Source organism: Runella limosa DSM 17973, from assembly GCF_000482465.1.
GTDB classification, from domain to species: Bacteria; Bacteroidota; Bacteroidia; order Cytophagales; family Spirosomataceae; genus Runella; species Runella limosa.
This window is the reverse complement of sequence record NZ_AXVJ01000042.1, coordinates 138,569-156,367: the sequence shown is the minus strand read 5'-3', so window position 1 is coordinate 156,367 and position 17,799 is coordinate 138,569. Positions and strand designations below refer to the sequence as shown.

Here is a 17,799-nt window from a genome sequence, read left to right as displayed (position 1 = left end):
AAAATAGCCCTGTTTAGGAAGCCAAGAAGGAGCACCAACCATCGTTTTTTTTTCAGGAAGCAGTTCAACTAAAGATGCCCAATCAATAGTTTGATAAATAGCTCCTAAATCAGTACAATTCTTGAAAATGTACAATTGGGAAGAGTTTGCAGAATTAACGTCGAAAAGTGTATCTTGCACCTGTATTTCAGTTTTGTGGTAAAAACAAAATACACAAAAACCCCGAAAATTGCCAATTTTGGTTCTTTTTCGGGGTTAATTTATTTGCAAATAAACTGTATATCAACAAGTTAAGCCTATAAAGGGAAGCCTACATAATTCGTAATTTTTCATCACAGCCTCACCACTTCTCCCACACCTGCTAATTGAATAAACCCCTGATTTTCTGGCTTTTTCTGTAATTCTTGCAACACCCGATAAGGATCACCCAGCGGCTCGTCTGATAGGTCAAACGTTCCGTAGTGCATTGGAATAAAGCGTTTTGCTTTGAGTTCATGGGCTGACTTGACGGCATCTTTAGGGCCCATGTGGCTGGCCGACATAAACCATTCGGGTTTGTACGCACCTACGCCCAACAGCGCTACGTCAACGCCTCCAAACAGTTGACCTAACTCTTGGTAATGCACCCCGTAGCCCGAATCTGACCCAAAATACACACTTTTTCCGTTAGCCCGAATCAAGTACGAACCCCAAAGGTTTTTATTGGTATCGTTGAAATAGCGTCGCCCCCAGTGACGAGTAGGCAAATAAATGACTTCAATTTTTGTGGAATCGGTTTGATACGCCTGAAACCAACCCGCCGACTGAATTTTTGCACTTTTTACCCAATCTCCAAATACCGTTTCTACCCCCAAACCCGTCAAATAAACCGCATTGGGGTTTTGAGGAGCCAGCGCTTTCAGGCTTTGCTCGTCGCAGTGGTCGCGGTGATCGTGCGAAACGATGATGTAATCCAAATTTTTGAGGTCTGAAATAGCCACGGGAAGTTCGCTAAAACGTTTCATCAAAAACGAAGGACTGTCGAGGACAGGGTCGGTCAAAAAAGTGACCCCATTGAGTCGGATAAAAAACGTAGCATGCCCGAGCCATACCACACAATCTTCGTTTGAATGTAGGAAATCCGAATTTTTGGTAACGCTCAGGCGAAACGTATCCGTTTTCTTTTCCTGTTTTTGTGGGTTTGTTTCCGTTTGCCAACGCCAAAGTTCACTAAAGGAAGGTAGCGGATTGAACGGGTCGTTCAAAAAACGCCCTTGAGGATTGATAGGATTTCCTTTCCAATCGGCTCGAATAGTTTTCAAGTTTGGATTTGAACGAAAACCTGCGACTTTCCAGTCAAATTTTTCGTACATAAAAAAATAAAATACGCTCCCCAAGGAAGCCACAACCACCAAGGTAACTAGCATTTTTTTTGACCGAAGAAAAGGTATCAAAGTACAAAGAATTAGTAGTATCAGAAACACCCTTGATAAGTTCATAGTTCGCCAAGGTTATAAAACTCTTTGCATTACCTTTTTGCACCAAATCCTTTTCTCTCTCATGGCACAAACTATACCTAACCGAATTTCGTCCGTTGACGCGTATCGGGGCTTTGTGATGTTCTTGATGATGGCCGAAGTTCTCGAATTTGGGCACATTTCCAAAGCCCTTCCCGAAAGCTCTTTTTGGGCTTTTTTAGCCTTTAACCAAGACCACGTCGAGTGGGTCGGCTGCTCGTTGCACGACCTTATCCAGCCGTCGTTTTCATTTTTGGTGGGCGTGGCGTTGCCCTACTCCGTCGCGAGTCGGGTGGCCAAAGGGCAGGTCTTCCGCGATATGTTTGGCCATACGCTTCAGCGGTCGCTTATTCTTATTTTCTTGGGGGTGTTTTTACGCTCCATGCACCGTGAGCAAACCAACTTTACCTTTGAAGATACCCTTTCACAAATCGGGATGGGCTACCCATTTTTGTTTTGGTTTGGCTTCAAGTCGGTTCGTACCCAGTTGACTGCATTGGCTACTATTTTAGTAGGCTATTGGCTCTTTTTTGTCCTGTATCCACTACCCGATGCCAATTTTGACTACGCTGCCGTAGGCGTCACTCCCGACTGGGAACACCACTTGAAAGGATTGGCCGCTCATTGGAACAAAAACACCAATGCCGCTTGGGCATTTGATCAATGGTTTATGAACCTTTTCCCGCGTGAAAAACCCTTTATTCGTAACGGTGGGGGGTATTCTACGCTAAGTTTTATTCCTACCCTTGGTACTATGACGCTGGGGCTATTGGCAGGACAATGGCTCAAAGACGAAACAAGCCCCAAAGAAAAAGCCCTGAAATTTGTGGCCATGGGTGTTAGTTTGTTAGTCATTGCACTAACCCTCAACTGGTTGGGTATTTGCCCCAATGTAAAACGCATCTGGACGCCCACATGGGTATTATTCAGTGGTGGCTGGTGCTTTATTTTATTGGCTGCTTTCTTTTGGTTGGTCGATATTCAGGGTTATCGAAAGGCTTTCTTTTGGTTAATTGTGATTGGAATGAACTCCATTGCGGCCTACGTAATCTCCCACACCATAGTAGAGTTTATTCATCACTCTATTCAAATTCACATCTCAAAAACGTACGACCAAGCCTTTGGAACGACCTACGAATCGCTCGTTCGAGGTGGGCTTATTCTTTTTGTAGAGTGGTCAATTTTGTACTGGATGTATAAAAATCGGATTTTTGTAAGAATTTAATCAGATTTTCACACCCTTTTTTGGACTATTCAAATAGAGCACCTACTTTTGTGATGCCGTTCCGAAAGGGCGGCATTTAATTTATGCAAAAAAGTCTATATAGATTATATACCATATCTGGAATTAGGATTATTAGTTTTATTGTCCTTCAGGCAGTAGGTTATAAAACGATAGCACAGCAAAAAGAAGTAACCCGTCAAACTTTGTACTGGACGCGCTACTATAATCAGTTGAATTTTCACCCAAGATGGGCTTGGCACAATGAAATCGACAATCGTAGGTTTTTACAGGCCAACACCCAACATCACTTGATTATACACAGCCATCTTCATTATAAAGTTTTGCCTAATATTGACATGGCAGCGGGTTTTACGTATTCGCGGCAAAGTCCCCAAAATCCTGACGCAACGGTACATTTGGTAGTCCCTGAGCTTCGGCCTTTTCAGGAAATAAACCTAACAATGCCCTTTGGAAAACGGCTGGTATTGGCCCAGCGGCTAAGAGTTGACGAGCGGTTTATTCATAGAAATAACGGAAAGCAATTGTTGGATGGCTATGATTTCAATTTTAGGATACGACTACGGGCGCAAGCCATTGTGTCATTGTCGAAGCAAAGTGCCGACCATAATACCTATCTTAAAATAGCCAACGAATTGATGGTCAATGCTGGAAAGAACATTACCCTCAACCAATTTGATCAAAACCGAATTTACGTTGGGCTTGAACAAAACCTTGGAAAAAAGTTAGCCGTCGAACTAGGCTATTTACACTGGTACCAGCAACGAAGCAGTGGGTACCAGTTCTTTAATCGAGACATTACGAGAGTTACGATATACCACCGAATTAACATAAAATCCTGATGAACCCAGCCACAAAAACGGCCCCTATTTCAGAAAAAAAGCCCCAATTCGACTCCGAAAAGTGGATGTGGATTGGAATTCCTGTGACATTGCTGACCCTCACCTTTGGGTATCTTCTCATCAAACACGGGTCTGACTTTTCTATCGAGAATTTAAAGGCGGGATTTAACTCTGACTTTGCTTTTTTCCTTCTTGTGGGGATTTTCGCCCAGCTCGTGGATGGAGCATTAGGCATGGGTTACGGAGCCAGTGCTACCTCTTTCTTACTAACATTAGGAGTGCCTCCCGCCGTGAGCAGTACCAGTGTTCACTTATCAGAAATGTTCACCACGGGTGCATCGGCTATCTCGCATTTTAAGTTTAAAAACATCAATAAAAAGCTCTTTCGCACGCTTTTGATTCCTGGCGTAATTGGCTCAATAACAGGCGCTTATTTATTGTCAGACGTTATCGACGGGAACGTCATTAAGCCGTATATCTCCGCCTATATGGTCGTGCTTGGCTGTATCATCGTCAGCAAAGGGTTGAAGAAAACAACCGTTAAAAAACCAACCAAACGCCTTGGTGGATTGGCGCTTTTTGGCGGGTTTATGGACGCCGTTGGCGGTGGCGGGTGGGGGCCTATCGTTACCTCTACACTTATCGGTCGCGGACGTGACCCTCGCTACACCATTGGCTCGGTCAATGCAGCCGAATTTGCCGTTGCATTCGCAAGTGGCATTACTTTCTTGCTCTTTGAAGGAATCAACAGCTGGCAAGTGGTGTTAGGTTTAGTATTAGGAGGGGTTTTAGCTGCGCCTTTTGGGGCCTATTTGGTCAACAAAGTCAACCGTAAACCGCTGATGGTCATTGTAGGTTGTTTGGTCATCTTCTTGGGCTTACGCGTAGTTTTAAAAGCGATATTGTAGTATAATGTGTAATTTTGCGACCTCATTCAAAAAGGTCTTTGTACTGGTAGCCAAACACCCACTTGTTTTGCTACCCTAATTTCTAAGAAAATCATGAAACGTCAGACGAAAGCGATTCGTACGCAAACGAAAAAAACGCAGTACCGCGAACATTCAACGCCCCTTTTTCTAACCTCAAGTTTTTCATTTGAGTCGGCAGAACAAGGTAAGGCATTGTTTGACGAAACAGAAGAAGGCAATATCTACAGCCGCTTCTCCAACCCTAGCGTGCAAGAATTTGTGGACAAAGTGTGTATGCTCGAAGGAGCGGAAGACGGCCTTGCCACTGCTACGGGTATGGCAGCCGTTTTTGCGAGTATGGCGGGTATCCTAAAGTCTGGCGATCATATTATTGCCTGTCGCGCCTTGTTTGGGTCAGCGCACCAAATTATTACCCAAATTTTTGCCAAATGGGGTATTACCTATACCTATTTGGACGCCGACGCTACCGAAGCACAGTGGGAAGCGGCTGTTCAGCCCAATAGCCGCATGGTGTACCTCGAAACGCCTTCTAACCCAGGGTTGGAGTTGGTGGATTTAGCGATGATTGGCCGTTTGTGCAAAAAACACAATTTGATATTCAACGTTGACAACTGTTTTGCGACTCCTATCATCCAAACGCCGATTGATTTTGGTGCCGATTTAGTGGTTCACTCCGCTACCAAATTCATGGACGGACAAGGCCGTGTATTGGGAGGGGTCGTGGTTGGTAAAGCCGAATACATCGCTCCAATTCGTTTCTTCTGCCGTCACACGGGGCCGTCGATGTCGCCATTTAACGCGTGGACATTGAGCAAGAGCCTCGAAACGTTGGAGCTTCGCATGGAGAAACACAGCCAAAATGCGCTGAAATTGGCGCAGGCGTTGGAAGCATTGCCTGAAGTCAAAAAAGTAAACTATCCTTTCTTGCCAAGTCATGCCCAATACGAGCTTGCGAAAGAGCAAATGAACGCAGGGGGAGCCATTGTAACGATAGAATTGGAAGGTGGTTTTGAACGCGTAAGCGCCTTTATGAAAGCACTCCAAATTCCGACTTTGTCATCCAATTTAGGAGATACCCGTACCATCATTACCAATCCATTTACGACCACTCACTCAAAATTGAAACCCGACGAAAAAGCGGCGTTGGGAATCACCGAAGGGTTGATTCGGATTTCTGTTGGGTTGGAGTCGATAGAAGATTTGATTGAAGACTTTTCACAAGCAGCAGTAGTAAGTGCAGAAGTACTGGCTGAAAAAATATAGTTATTACCATGACCCTCACCGAAACACATAGTACCGAATCGTTGCTACACCAAATTGAAGGCAAAACAGAAGTCGAAGCTCTTCGCCTTTTGTCGGAGCTTTTTCCTGGACAAGTGGCGTTTTCAAGTAGCTTAGGCTACGAAGACCAAGTCATTACCGACATGATTTTGGCCAATGGCATCGACATTCGCATTTTTACCCTCGATACGGGGCGGATGTTTCCTGAAAGCTACACGACCCTGCAAAAAACCAACAATCGCTACGATACCAAGCTAGAGGTGTTTTTTCCTCAGAGCGCAGGTGTTGAAAAATTACTCACCGAAAAAGGACCACTTAGCTTCTACGAATCCGTCGAAAACCGCAAAGAGTGCTGTTTTATTCGTAAAGTTGAACCCCTTAATCGTGCGCTCAAAGGCGTAAAAGTGTGGGTAACGGGTATCCGTGCCGAGCAGTCAAACAACCGTACAGGAATGCAAGCCATCGAGTGGGATGGAGGACATGACTTGTTCAAATATAACCCTTTGCTTGCTTGGAGTTTTGACGAGGTAAAACAATACGTAAAAGCTCACAATGTTCCCTATAACCCGCTGCACGACAAAGGGTTTGTGAGCATTGGCTGTGCCCCTTGTACCCGTGCTGTTCTCGAAGGAGAAGACTTCCGCGCTGGCCGTTGGTGGTGGGAAGATGAAAGTAAAAAAGAGTGTGGGTTACACGCCAGATAACCAAGCGCTCTTCGATTTAAACGTAAATTATCCAATTCAGACACGATACATCATGTCAAATATTCAAAGTCTATCCTCCGACGCACAACGTCAGGATTACCTAGACCAACTCGAATCGGAAGCCATCTACATCATGCGCGAAGTAGCGGGGCAATTTGAGCGTCCAGCATTGTTGTTTTCAGGCGGTAAAGATTCGATTACGCTGGTACGTCTTGCCCAAAAGGCGTTTGCACCAGGCAAAATCCCTTTTCCATTGGTTCATATCGATACAGGCCACAACTTCCCCGAAGCAACTCAATACCGCGATTGGATGGCCAATGAAGTGGGAGCAAAGTTGATTGTTCGCCAAGTAGAAGATACTATCAAAGCCAAAGGCTTAAAAGAACCAACGGGTAAAAACGCCAGCCGCAACTGGCTTCAAACGTTTACGCTGCTTGATACCATCGAAGAATTTGAATTCGACGCTTGTATCGGTGGTGCTCGCCGCGACGAAGAAAAAGCCCGCGCCAAAGAGCGTATTTTCTCCTTCCGCGATGAGTTTGGACAGTGGGATCCAAAACGTCAACGTCCTGAACTTTGGAATTTGTTCAACGGAAAAATTAGCAAAGGTGAAAACGTTCGTTGTTTCCCGATTTCTAACTGGACTGAACTAGACGTATGGGCGTACATTGAGCGCGAAAAAATTCCGCTACCAAGCATCTATTTCTCGCACCAACGTGAAATGATTTTGCGCGACGGGAACTTGCTCGCCAACGCCGATTTTATCTACAAAGACGACTCCGACGTGATTGTTAACAAAACCGTTCGCTTCCGTACCGTAGGTGACATGACTTGTACGGCTGCCGTTGAATCAGAAGCTAGTACCATTGAACAAGTGGTGGCCGAAATTAAGGCTACGCGCATCAGCGAACGCGGCGAAACGCGTATCGACGACCAGCAGACCGAAGCAGCGATGGAAGACCGTAAAAAGGGAGGATATTTTTAATAATGTCGAATGTCGAGTGCAGAATGTCGAATGAAAAAAACTTATTCGACATTCTGCACTCGACATTCGACACTCAACTTTGATACTATGGATATTTTAAGATTTATAACCGCAGGTAGTGTTGACGACGGGAAAAGTACCCTCATCGGACGCTTGCTTTACGATACAAAAAGTATTTTGGCTGACCAACTGGAGGCCGTGGAAAAAGCCAGCAAAACGCGGGGCGATGGCGAAATCGACCTTGCGCTGTTGACCGATGGCTTGCGCTCGGAACGCGAACAAGGCATTACCATTGACGTGGCTTACAAGTACTTCCAAACGCCTAACCGTAAGTTTATCAGCATTGATGCCCCTGGGCATATTCAATACACCCGCAACATGGTGACGGGTGCGTCCAATGCCGATTTGGCGATTATTTTGATTGACGCCCGCCAAGGAGTGGTAGAGCAAACACGCCGCCACTCGTTGATTACATCGATGTTGGGGATTCCTCACATCGTCGTGGCCGTCAATAAAATGGACTTGGTGGGTTATTCGGAAGATACGTTCTTGCAAATTGCGCAAGAATACCAAAAACTCGCCGACAAGTTGGCTATTAAAGACCTGAAAATCATTCCTGTAAGCGCTTTGGCGGGGGATAACATCGTGGACAAGTCAGAGGCGATGCCTTGGTACACGGGCGAAACCATGCTGCATTTTTTGGAAAATGTGGATGTGCAGCACGATTTGAACCTCAACGACGCTCGTTTCTCGGTACAATACGTGATTCGCCCTCAAACGGAAGAATTGCACGATTACCGTGGCTACGCAGGACGTGTACAGAGTGGCGTATTCCGCAAAGGGGATACCATCACTGTTTTTCCATCAGAGCAAACGTCTAAAATCGCTAAAATTGAAGTATATGGTCAAGAAGTAGAGGAAGTTTCGGCGCCTCAATCTGCGACGATATTGCTTGAAACCGACGTTGACATTAGCCGTGGAGACTTGATCAGTGGTACGGGCAACTCTCCCGTCCTTAGTCAGGACGTGGAGGCAACTATTTGCTGGATGGACGACCGCAAAGAGCTAAAAGTTGGCAATAAATATACCCTTCAACACGGTACTACTCGCGTTCGTTGTTCGGTAAAAGGCATCGAATACCGCGTGGATATTAGCAACTATGAGCAATTGGAAGACATCGAAAGCCTCAAGCTAAACGATGTTGCAAAGATTGTTCTTCGTACGGCCAAACCTATCGCTTATGACGCCTACCAAACCAACCGCGCCAACGGTGCGGCGATTTTGATTGACGAAACCTCTAACGTAACCGTAGGGGCTTGCATGGTGGAAGCGTAAGCATTTTTTCCTTATTTCATAAACCCTCAGCTTTTGCAAGTTGGGGGTTTATTTTTGTCAGTAAAATCAACTGCCGTATATCTTCTGGTACATATATTCTTCCCATATCTTTTTCTTTCACAGGTGGGTACGGGAATGTTACGTAGTCGAATATCTCCAATTTTGTACCAAACCTATCATTGAATATGAAACCTTCTATCTTCCACTCGCTTGCCGCTTCTACGCTCCTTGCGGCTTGTTTTTCGATAACTGCATCGGCCCAACGTAACGTAACCAACGCCAACGACTCCAACACGCCTTTGCATTTGCTTCAACCCGACTACCCTGTGCCTTATGGAATCTCAAAAGTCAACGACATCAAGGCAACGTTAGACCGTATCCATGGGTATTTGAATAACGTCACTCCTACTGCGTTTGTCAACTCCAAAACGGGCGAAACCGTCAGTGATTTGTCCAAAATTGATGAAAATACTGCCTTACAAAAAGGAGACTTTCGTTTGGTTAGCTACGAGTGGGGTGTCACTTACGGTGCTATGCTTTTGGCTAGCCAAATCACGGGCGACGGCCGCTATAAAGAGTACGCGGACAAACGCTTGGAGTTTATCGCCAATGCCGCGCCTTATTTTAAAAAAACGACCGAAGAACACGCTGACTGGGGAACAAAAGGGCCGTTGCGCGGTTTGTTAACCCCACATGCCCTCGACGATTGCGGTGCCATGTGTGCAGCCATGATTAAAGCCACGCGCGGAGGAAACACGTCTAAGCTACGTCCACTCATCGACAATCACATCAATTATATTTTAACCAAAGAACACCGCCTCAGCGACGGTACGCTAGCTCGAAACCGTCCTCAACCCAATACCCTTTGGCTCGACGATTTGTTTATGGGAGTACCTGCCCTAGCCCAAATGGGAAAACTCACGGGCGATAAAAAATACTACGACGAAGCCGCCAAACAGATTTTGCAGTTTGCGAAACGGATGTTCAATAAAGAAAAAGGCGTATATATGCACGGCTGGGTCGAAGGTATGACCGAGCATCCACAATTCCACTGGGCAAGGGCAAACGGCTGGGGGCTTCTCACCAAAGTAGAAGTACTCGATGTTCTTCCTGAAAATCACCCTGCTCGCCCTGAAATCATCGCTTTGTTAAAAGCCCACGTCAAAGGCTTGGCCTCCTACCAATCGGGTTCTGGGTTTTGGCACCAATTGCTCGACCGTGAAGATTCTTACTTAGAAACTTCAGCGACGGCTATTTACACGTATGCCATCGCTCACGCCATCAACAAAGGCTGGATTGACGGCCTTGCCTATGCTCCCATGGCCTTGCTAGGCTGGAATGCCGTTTCGACCAAAGTCAACGAAAAGGGTCAGGTAGAAGGCACTTGTGTAGGGACAGGCATGGGCTTTGATCCCGCATTTTACTATCACCGCCCCATCAGTCCATTTGCCGCTCACGGCTATGGCCCCGTAATTTTGGCTGGGGCAGAGGTTATCAATCTACTGAAAAACAAACAGTTTGAGATTAACGACAGTTCGGTACAGTTGTTACAGAAGAAGTAATGCTGATAAGAACTTGTCCAATGGAGGCTTATCTATAAAAAGGCCACAAACGGCAACAAAACTAATTTTGAGAAATTCATTTCTTTGCAGATTGAGAATTGAAATACCAAATTACAAAAATGACTGTAACAACTTAACATACAGACAATATCATGAAGTTTTTAAAGACGTTTATTGGCATTTTCATTTTTACGACCACTGTTTTTGCCCAAAAACTACCCAAAAAGAAAGACGTCTTAAAAGCCATGACCTCGGCCAATGTGTATTTTATGAACAAATGGTCGGATGTGGGCAAACCTATTGTGGGTAAAGACCGTACCCGCCCCAGCAATATCTGGACCCGTGGCGTTTACTACGAAGGACTAATGGCGCTTTACCAAATTGATCCTCAAAAACAGTACCTCGACTATGCTATTTCGTGGGGAGAAGCCCATAAATGGGGACTTCGGAATGGCATTACCACCCGCAATGGCGACGACCAATGCTGCGGACAAACGTACATTGACCTTTACCTCATGGATAAAAAAGAGGAACGTATCCGCGACATCAAAGCGTGCATGGACAACATGGTCAATAGCGAAAAGAAAGACGACTGGTCGTGGGTGGATGCCCTGCAAATGGCGATGCCCGTTTTTGCCAAGTTGGGGGTAATTTATAACGACAATCGCTACTACGAAAAAATGTACGACATGTACCTCTTCACCAAAAACCAGCACGGCGATAAGGGGCTTTACAATCCTGCCGAAGGGCTTTGGTGGCGCGACAAAGATTTTGACCCACCCTACAAAACCCCCGCAAATAAAAACTGCTATTGGTCGCGTGGGAATGGCTGGGTGGTAGCGGCACTGGTACGGGTGCTTGACATTATGCCCAAAAACGCCCCTCACCGCGAAGAATATCAGAAGACTTACCTCGAAATGATGAAAGCCCTCCCTGCCCTTCAACGCCCCGATGGTTACTGGAATGTAAGCCTAACCGACGAAACGGATTTTGGAGGAAAAGAACTCACTGGTACGGCGCTTTTTGTGTATGGAATGGCTTGGGGAATGCGTAACGGTCTTTTGGATAAGAAAACATACCAGCCCATCGTTGCCAAAGCCATGAATGCCATGCTGAAAGAATGCGTACACCCCAACGGCTTTTTAGGCTGGGTACAAGGCACAGGAAAAGAGCCCAAAGATGGCCAGCCCCTCAGCTACGAAAAACAACCCGACTACGAAGATTTTGGCTTAGGCTGTTTTCTTTTGGCAGGCACCGAAGTTGTGAAATTGTAACAACTAACTGCAAATCAAGCTTGTTAGCAACCAACGCTGTTTATGGGCCACGCTACCATTTTAAGTAAAAAAACAGCCCGTAAAATTTTACGGGCTGTTTAAAAACCATCTGTTCCTCTCAGTAAAAATTCTTATTCTCTCTCCAGGCGGGTTGTGAGCAACCCTCATCCAAACACTCGACGCTCTGCATCACACAGGCGCCCCCGTCGCCCTTCGACACTCCTCCCGAATCGGGTTGTGAGCAACCCTCTACACTCAAAGTGACCCCCTCCGAATCATGTAAAATGGGTTCTTTACTTTTATTCGTTGTTTGTTCAACAAAAGCGATGCCGCCGTACGCCCCATGGTCTCAAAATCGGTACTGACGACTGTGATTCCTAGCAACTCCTTGAGTGTTGTTTCATTAAACGAAATCAACCCAATTTCTTTGCCCAGCGTATATCCTGCCTGTTTTACTTTTTTGGCCAACTCCGCCAAGTCATTTTCTTCTACGACGATGTAGGCCGTTTTTGTCTCCAGTATTTCGTCGTTAATGGTATCCTTTACTTCAAACTTTTTATGGTAATTGATGCAGAAATTTCGCACGCCCTGCACAATTTCCACGGGATAATTTCCATCCGACGGAAAAACCAAGGCTATTTTTGAGTATTTCGAAAGCAAATCATTGGCACTTTCCAATGCTTCAAAAATATCCTTATCAAAACGCTGATAAATGCTTAATGGATTAGAGGTCAGTTCAGGAATATCACGGTCTAACAACACTAACTCATTCTTTGGAATGCTTTTCAACGTATCCAAATAATCGGCTTTTTCGAGGTCTTGGGTAAAATGCGGCATGACTACATAATAGTTGTAAGCCCCCAAATTTTGCTCGATGATTTCCTGAAAACGACTTGCACTGTAATGATGTACCTGCAAATCCACAATCGCAGTGTCACCAAGCGCTTTTAAAAATGAGTAATAAATTATCTTTTTGTAAGAACTTAATTTATTGAAAATCAGCAATATTTTAATTTTCTTATCACTATCCGACTGCACATAATACCCTTTTCCTTGTACCGATATAATGAGCCCTTTCGCCCTCAGCTCGCGGTACGCTTTTTCTACAGTGTCGCGAGCCAGCAAATACTCAATGCTCAGTTCGCTTATCGAAGGAAGCTGATCTCCTTTTTTCAAAACCCCTCTCTCGATATCCCGCATCACCGATTGCACAATTTGCTTGTACTTCGGCACTTTATCAAAAGGATTAATTGAAATTAGGGCACTGTTCATCTTATTTCCTATTTACAATTGTCTTTTTTTGAGAAATACTAAAAGACGTATTTTTTGGGTAGTTGACTTGGTAATTGAAATATAGGAAGTTGCTATTAAATTTTTGATTGCTTTTTACGTATTTTTTTATGCAATCGTTATCGGGAACGTTACCAAAATAGTAGGTTTTGAAGAAATAGTTGTAATTTTAACTATCAGGCACGTACCAAACACTTGTTTGTAGTGCAGAAGTAATGGTCAAAAGAAATTGTACTTTATACATATATCATCAACAAATACGGCTTTTGTAACGCTTTTTTCTGAACCAAACCAGTTGCTGAGGCGTTTTGGCTTTACGTCAGAATAAAGATAGTTTTGTATTCTAAATCCATCTGTTTGTGAATTATTTTTCGTCGTTTACGCTCGTAGCGTTCGTTGGTCTATTATTTGTTGGTTGCAATATGGAAAGACGTGTCAATGGCTCCAAAGAAGCCGTTGAGAAGGTAAAAAGTATGCAAATCAAACGAGTAACCACGCAACAAGTCGTGACTATTGTGGATGACTGGGGCCAGAGAATTGTAAAACAAGCACAAGCAAACCTCGAAAACTCCCTAGCGAAGTCCCCTTCAGATGCTGCGGCTTTGTGCCAATTGCAAAAATTACCACAACTAGATTCGTTGGAAAAGTTATATACCGCAGAAATCAACCTCTTAGGCACAAAAGACCTCAAAAACCCCACATTGTCGGCCAAAGAGCAAGAAATCCTTGATGCTTACGTATATAATGCCGAAAATAAACTCTCTCAAATCCCTAATATCCAAAAATTAGGCGACTCTGCACTGGTGTATAATGCACCCGTTTCGCTGCAAAGTAGCATTTGTCACAAATGTTTTGGGGAAGATGCCACACATTTGGCCGTTTGGCGCGTAAAGTTTAAACGAAACGAAGTCATACGAAAAGTAAACGCCAAGTCGTTGCAAAAAATTAAATAAAACTAACCGTTATCTATAACGTACTTTATGAAAAGTGTAATCAGTGCTCTCTTAGTACTCTTGACCCTAACAACCTTTGGGCAAGTCCAAAATCACGCAAAATGGAATGTCGATTCACCCAAAAAAGAGGTAAAAGTAGGAGACATTGTCGAAATTAAGTTCATTGCGGCTATCGACCCCACTTGGCATTTGTACTCCACGGAATTTGAGGTAAAAGATGGCCCCAATCCAACTGAGTTTAAGTTCAAGCCCAACGATACGTATCAATTGGTGGGTAAAATCAAGCCCGTTGGGTTTCACAACTTTTACGAAGAGGTATGGGGGGGAAATACAAGCGTAGCTGAAGGCACGGGTTCTTTTGTACAAAAAGTAAAGATTCTCAAGGCCAACCCTCAAATCGAAGTAGCAATTGATTATCAAACCTGCCAAAACGATGGTCTTTGCACCATGGGAAGTGCTGATTTTAAAATTACCGATATTAAAGTAGCCGCCGACGCAGCTGCGACAATTCAGCCTACAGCGAGCCAGCCAACAGAGCAAGTCACAGCAACGCCAGCCAAAGACAGCAACACCGTTGCCGCAACTCCAGCTCCTGAAGCAACGTCGGAAGCAACCGCTGCACCTTCAGAAACGACGACTATTCCCGAACCCGCCGAGGAAGAATCGTTGTGGAGCTTCTTATTGGCTTGTTTCTTAGGAGGTTTGGCGTCTATTTTCATGCCTTGTATTTACCCCATCATGCCGATGACGGTGAGTTATTTTACCAAACAAGAGCACGGCACCAGCAAGGCTTTGTTGTATGGCCTTTCCATCGTTTCTATTTTTACCTTGCTAGGTTTTTTAGTGTCCCGTATTGGAGGAGCACAAGCTGCTAACTTTATCAGTACCCACTGGGCGCCCAACGCCATTTTCTTTGTGGTATTTATCCTATTTGGTTTATCATTTTTGGGTTTGTTTGAGATAGTATTGCCGAGTTCATTTGTAAATAATGTGGACAAACAAGCCGATAAAGGCGGTCTCATAGGGATTTTCTTTATGGCCCTTACACTCGTTGTGGTTTCGTTTTCGTGTACGGCACCGATTGCAGGTTCGCTGTTAATTTTGGCTTCCAAAGGCAACGAAGTAATGCGTCCCGTGCTTGGGATGATTGCTTTCTCAATGCCTTTCGCCGTGGTGTTTACGGGCTTGGCCATGTTCCCAAAATTCTTGAAAAGCCTTCCGAAATCAGGAGGTTGGCTCAATGAATTTAAGGTTGTATTTGGACTGTTGGAGTTTGCGTTAGCCCTCAAGTTTTTGAGCAATATCGACTTAGCTTACCGCTGGAACGTCCTTGACCGCGAAATTTTCTTGGCAATTTGGATTGTCCTGTTCACCATCATTGGTTTTTATGTCCTTGGCAAACTCCGCATGGACAAAGACTCTCCCGTGAAAGGAGTAACGATTCCGCGCTTGTTGATTTCGTCTTCGACTTTTGCTTTTGTGGTCTATATGCTTCCAGGGATGTTTGGGGCGCCTCTTCGGGCGTTGTCGGGTTGGTTGCCTCCTGAGCAAACCCAAGACTTTTTCTTGACCAACGCCGTTGGTGGAACAAGTACGGGAAGTACGGCCAAACTCGATCGCAGCAAACCTCACTTGCCACATGGCCTTGAAGGCTACTTTGATTACGAGCAAGCCTTAGCCCAAGCCAAAGCCACAGGCAAACCCGTATTTGTTGACTTTACAGGTTTCAACTGTGCCAACTGCCGCAAAATGGAAGCCAACGTTTGGCCACAACCCGAAGTGTTGGATCGTTTGAAAAAAGAATTTGTGATTGCTTCGCTGTACGTGGATGATAAAACAGAGTTGCCTAAAGAAAAACAGTTTGTATCAACTTACGATAAGCGCGAAAAAACCACCATCGGCGACAAAAACGCGGATTTGCAAATCACGAAGTTTAACAACAACGCCCAGCCTTTTTACTGCGTCATTAGTCCCGACGGTGAGCTACTCACCAAGCCGATTGGCTACGCGAGTACCGAGGAGTTTGTCCAATTTTTAGACTCAGGACTTTCTAAGTTTAAGCGTTAAATAATCTAAAAACCGCTCGCATTAAACGAGCGGTTTTATTATTTTAGTAGCTTTGTGTAAAAACATGAAAACCCCACTTACCAAATAGTGGTCAGCATGGTTTAGTAAATAGAATCAAAGATTTAGACGACTGCAAGCACCATGGAAATCAAAATCAATATTCCTAAAGGAAGCAGTTTAGAAGAAACTGTACGAAAAATGATGAGTGATAAAAACGAAATTCACCAAGAATTGAGTAAGGGTAACACATCTATCATTAACAAAAAGGGCCGCAAAATTGTTAGAATTTCCCTATCCCATCATTGAGCAACCTGATGGGACGTTTTCGTTTACATCAGACTATGCCGTTAACTACAATATCGCGTTATTCGATGCCTCGTTCCATTTTAATCACCTAGAGATTCCTAATGGCGCAATCGTTGAATTTAGTTTCGGGGCAGATAAAGAACTGCCTGTTGACGCAAGAGTTCCTTCTACGATTTTATATTTTTTATCCAATTTTTTCGAAAACCAGCAAAATGTGCTGATTTATGTTTGCGAAAGTATCGATAAGAAACAATTTGCACGAAAAAGAGTCTTTGACAAATGGTTCATAAAATTCCGTACTACTGACCTCGAAAAGTACGATTTTTCGTTTTCATTAGACGATGTTGTTATTTTAGGCGCTGTTCTAATCCATCGAAATAACACCGAACGGGAGAACCTCTTAAATGCTTTCTTAGAAAGCTATCAAATGTACTCTGATTATAAATCATGAAACTATTAGACCGCTATATTCTTAAAAACTTTCTGATTACTTACGTTTTCACGGTTCTCATCACGTTGCTTATTATCTGCGTGATTGACTTCACCGAAAAAATCGACAACTTCCGTAAGTTCAACCCGCCTGCAAGCGAGATTCTACTTGACTATTACGCCAACCTGATTCCCTATTACGCCAACTACCTAAGCCCATTGTTGGTATTTATTGCCACCGTTTTCTTTACGGCTCGCATGGCGGCTCGCACCGAAATCATTGCCATTTTTAGCAGTGGCGTAAGTTTTTTGCGAATGTTGGTTCCTTATTTTATTGGCTCCGCGATGTTAGCGTTATTTACGTTTTATATGGTAGGTTGGGTGATTCCACGGGCGAACAAAATCCGCTTGGGTTTTGAATACAAATACATCGAAGACCAATATTATTTCAATCAGCGTAACTTTCACATTAAAGTAGCTCCTAAGCTTTATGCTTACCTCGAAAGTTACAACAACGCTTCACTGACAGGGTATAAGTTTACATTAGAACGCATCGAAGGCAATCAATTAAAGGAAAAGCTCACTTCTGACCGCATTGTTTGGGAGCCTAAAAAGAAGAAATGGACGGTTTACGACTATCGAATCCGCAAAATTGACGGCCTAACGGAAACCATTACCAAAGGGACACAAATTGACACTACGCTCAACCTCAGTCCCAAAGACTTTGAAAATGATAAGAATCGCTTTGAAGAGCTAACGCTGACGCAACTCAATGACTATATTGACCTTCTCCGACTACGCGGAGCCGACGGGGTCGAAACCTATTTACTCGAAAAATACACGCGTTTTACGCACCCCTTTGCCTTTATCATCCTGACCATCATCGGAGTAGTGGTATCAGCGCGAAAAAGTCGCCGTGGTTCAGGCTTACAAATTGCGTTTGGGTTTATTTTGGCCTTCGTCTATCTGTTGTTTTTTATGTTGGCCAAAGGAATTGCTGAATCAGGTACGATTCCCGCTATCGTGGCGGTATGGCTGCCTAATATCATTTTTGCCGCGATTGGTTTTGTGTTGTATAAGACATTACCTAGGTAAAAAATAAT

15 protein-coding genes and 1 pseudogene are annotated in these 17,799 nt (G+C 44.3%); 13 read left to right on the top strand and 3 right to left on the bottom strand.

Features of this window, described 5'->3' with window-relative positions; genetic code table 11:
- Window positions 1–180 (bottom strand): annotated as a pseudogene (locus K339_RS37665) (DDE transposase); the annotation flags it as partial.
- Between the two features lie 152 nt (window positions 181–332).
- Window positions 333–1,406, bottom strand: coding sequence for an MBL fold metallo-hydrolase (locus K339_RS0103930; protein WP_229598690.1), 1,074 nt, complete (start codon window positions 1,404–1,406; stop codon window positions 333–335).
- 133 nt (window positions 1,407–1,539) lie between these two features.
- Here K339_RS0103930 and K339_RS0103925 point away from each other — a divergent pair, with 133 nt between their 5' ends.
- The 9 genes from K339_RS0103925 to K339_RS0103885 all read left to right on the top strand — a co-directional run bounded on the left by K339_RS0103925 (window position 1,540) and on the right by K339_RS0103885 (window position 11,651).
- The gene (locus K339_RS0103925) at window positions 1,540–2,721 is read left to right on the top strand and encodes an acyltransferase family protein (protein ID WP_028522451.1); all 1,182 of its coding nucleotides are present in this window, start codon (window positions 1,540–1,542) and stop codon (window positions 2,719–2,721) included.
- A gap of 83 nt (window positions 2,722–2,804) precedes the next feature.
- On the top strand, window positions 2,805–3,581 hold the full coding sequence (locus K339_RS0103920; RefSeq protein ID WP_028522450.1) for a DUF2490 domain-containing protein: 777 nt from the start codon (window positions 2,805–2,807) through the stop codon (window positions 3,579–3,581).
- On the top strand, window positions 3,581–4,489 hold the full coding sequence (locus K339_RS0103915; RefSeq protein ID WP_028522449.1) for a sulfite exporter TauE/SafE family protein: 909 nt from the start codon (window positions 3,581–3,583) through the stop codon (window positions 4,487–4,489). The genes K339_RS0103920 and K339_RS0103915 overlap by 1 nt, the downstream gene beginning before the upstream one ends.
- Before the next feature lie 93 nt (window positions 4,490–4,582).
- A complete protein-coding gene (locus tag K339_RS0103910; RefSeq protein WP_028522448.1) occupies window positions 4,583–5,773 on the top strand; it encodes a trans-sulfuration enzyme family protein in 1,191 nt (396 codons plus the stop codon).
- A gap of 8 nt (window positions 5,774–5,781) precedes the next feature.
- Complete coding sequence (locus K339_RS0103905; protein ID WP_028522447.1) at window positions 5,782–6,495, top strand: phosphoadenylyl-sulfate reductase; 714 nt, start codon at window positions 5,782–5,784, stop codon at window positions 6,493–6,495.
- A 52-nt stretch (window positions 6,496–6,547) separates the two neighbouring features.
- Entirely contained in the window at window positions 6,548–7,480 is a 933-nt protein-coding gene (cysD, locus tag K339_RS0103900; protein ID WP_051397792.1) for a sulfate adenylyltransferase subunit CysD, read from the top strand.
- A gap of 87 nt (window positions 7,481–7,567) precedes the next feature.
- Window positions 7,568–8,815, top strand: coding sequence for a sulfate adenylyltransferase subunit 1 (locus K339_RS0103895; protein ID WP_028522445.1), 1,248 nt, complete (start codon window positions 7,568–7,570; stop codon window positions 8,813–8,815).
- A gap of 185 nt (window positions 8,816–9,000) precedes the next feature.
- A complete protein-coding gene (locus K339_RS0103890; RefSeq protein ID WP_037299154.1) occupies window positions 9,001–10,377 on the top strand; it encodes a glycoside hydrolase family 88/105 protein in 1,377 nt (458 codons plus the stop codon).
- Window positions 10,378–10,529: 152 nt separating this feature from the next.
- The gene (locus K339_RS0103885) at window positions 10,530–11,651 is read left to right on the top strand and encodes a glycoside hydrolase family 88/105 protein (RefSeq protein WP_028522443.1); all 1,122 of its coding nucleotides are present in this window, start codon (window positions 10,530–10,532) and stop codon (window positions 11,649–11,651) included.
- A gap of 255 nt (window positions 11,652–11,906) precedes the next feature.
- On the opposite strand, the gene K339_RS0103880 is transcribed toward K339_RS0103885, so the two are convergent.
- On the bottom strand, window positions 11,907–12,923 hold the full coding sequence (locus K339_RS0103880) for a GntR family transcriptional regulator (RefSeq protein ID WP_028522442.1): 1,017 nt from the start codon (window positions 12,921–12,923) through the stop codon (window positions 11,907–11,909).
- Between the two features lie 440 nt (window positions 12,924–13,363).
- Here K339_RS0103880 and K339_RS0103875 point away from each other — a divergent pair, with 440 nt between their 5' ends.
- The 4 genes from K339_RS0103875 to K339_RS0103860 all read left to right on the top strand — a co-directional run bounded on the left by K339_RS0103875 (window position 13,364) and on the right by K339_RS0103860 (window position 17,791).
- Window positions 13,364–13,894 (top strand): hypothetical protein, encoded by a 531-nt coding sequence (locus K339_RS0103875; protein WP_051397788.1) that lies wholly within the window; start codon window positions 13,364–13,366, stop codon window positions 13,892–13,894.
- 27 nt (window positions 13,895–13,921) lie between these two features.
- On the top strand, window positions 13,922–15,961 hold the full coding sequence (locus K339_RS0103870) for a protein-disulfide reductase DsbD family protein (protein ID WP_028522440.1): 2,040 nt from the start codon (window positions 13,922–13,924) through the stop codon (window positions 15,959–15,961).
- Between the two features lie 277 nt (window positions 15,962–16,238).
- Window positions 16,239–16,718, top strand: coding sequence for a DUF6169 family protein (locus tag K339_RS0103865; RefSeq protein WP_028522439.1), 480 nt, complete (start codon window positions 16,239–16,241; stop codon window positions 16,716–16,718).
- The gene (locus tag K339_RS0103860; protein WP_028522438.1) at window positions 16,715–17,791 is read left to right on the top strand and encodes an LptF/LptG family permease; all 1,077 of its coding nucleotides are present in this window, start codon (window positions 16,715–16,717) and stop codon (window positions 17,789–17,791) included. The genes K339_RS0103865 and K339_RS0103860 overlap by 4 nt, the downstream gene beginning before the upstream one ends.
- Window positions 17,792–17,799: the final 8 nt, after the last annotated feature.